The 997-nt window shown below is 39.2% G+C and carries 1 protein-coding gene; it reads left to right on the plus strand.

The annotated features are described in order from the left end of the window. Nucleotides 1-252 precede the first annotated feature (252 nt). On the plus strand, nt 253-997 hold a 745-nt coding region (locus tag HMPREF0373_RS16935), incomplete at its 3' end, for an AAA family ATPase (protein WP_167618636.1).

The raw sequence follows: 997 nt of genomic DNA on the forward strand, positions 1-997 counted from the left end.
TTTGGAGAAATCAATGAAAAATATGTCATTGAAGACCAACCCGATATTAAGTAGTCGTGAGAGTATTTTATATTGGGTTCCTGAGCCGGACAAAAGCAATGGAGCAACTCTATTTTTAGAAGTTGATCTGATGGAAGCATAGAAAGCTTTCAAAATAAATTGATTGATTTGTAACAATAGTATATACTATTAAATATGTAAAAAGGAGATGGAAGCGCATCTGTAAAATGATGTGTGCAGGAGGCAGAGAAAGTGTATCTGAAAAAGATTTCTTTAGAGAATTTTAGATGTTTTGAAAAAGTCGAGGCTGACTTACAAAAGAAACTGACATTGGTTGTTGGTGCGAATGGTGCCGGAAAAACATCTCTGTTGGAAAGCATTGCCATTGCAATGAGCACCATGTTTACAGCTTTTGATGGAGCAAAAGCCATGAATATTACGAAGGAAAGTGCTCATCTGAAGGCATATAAGATCGGAAGTACCGATAACGTGCAGCCACAGTATCCGGTTCGGATAGGTGCATGGGCACAGTTGGATGAAAGACCGGAGATTTACTGGGAGAGAACGCTAAATACTGCAAAAGGGAAAACCACGATAAAAGATGCCAAACAGATCCTGGAAGTTGCATCAGATTACCAGAAACGGCTCCAGGAAGGGGATACTTCATTACTGCTGCCGATCATTGTTTATTATGGTACAGGCAGACTGTGGGATTATCATCGTGAAAAGCAGACGGACATTTTTGAAAAAAATACAAGAACAAATGGTTACATTGATTGTATGAGCGGAACAGCAAATATCAAATTGATGATGAACTGGTTCTTAAAAATGACAGTGCAAAAATACCAGAATCAGGAAAATGGGTATGGACCTGTACCGGAGCTGGAAGCAGTTTTTTCTGCGATGGAGCAATGCTATAACCGAATCACCGGTTCCAACGATGCAAAGATTCAGTACAATATAGGAACCAAGGAAATTGATGTTGCTTATACGGATG

It is taken from the genome of Eubacterium ramulus ATCC 29099 (assembly GCF_000469345.1).
Classification (GTDB): Bacteria; Bacillota; Clostridia; order Lachnospirales; family Lachnospiraceae; genus Eubacterium_I; species Eubacterium_I ramulus.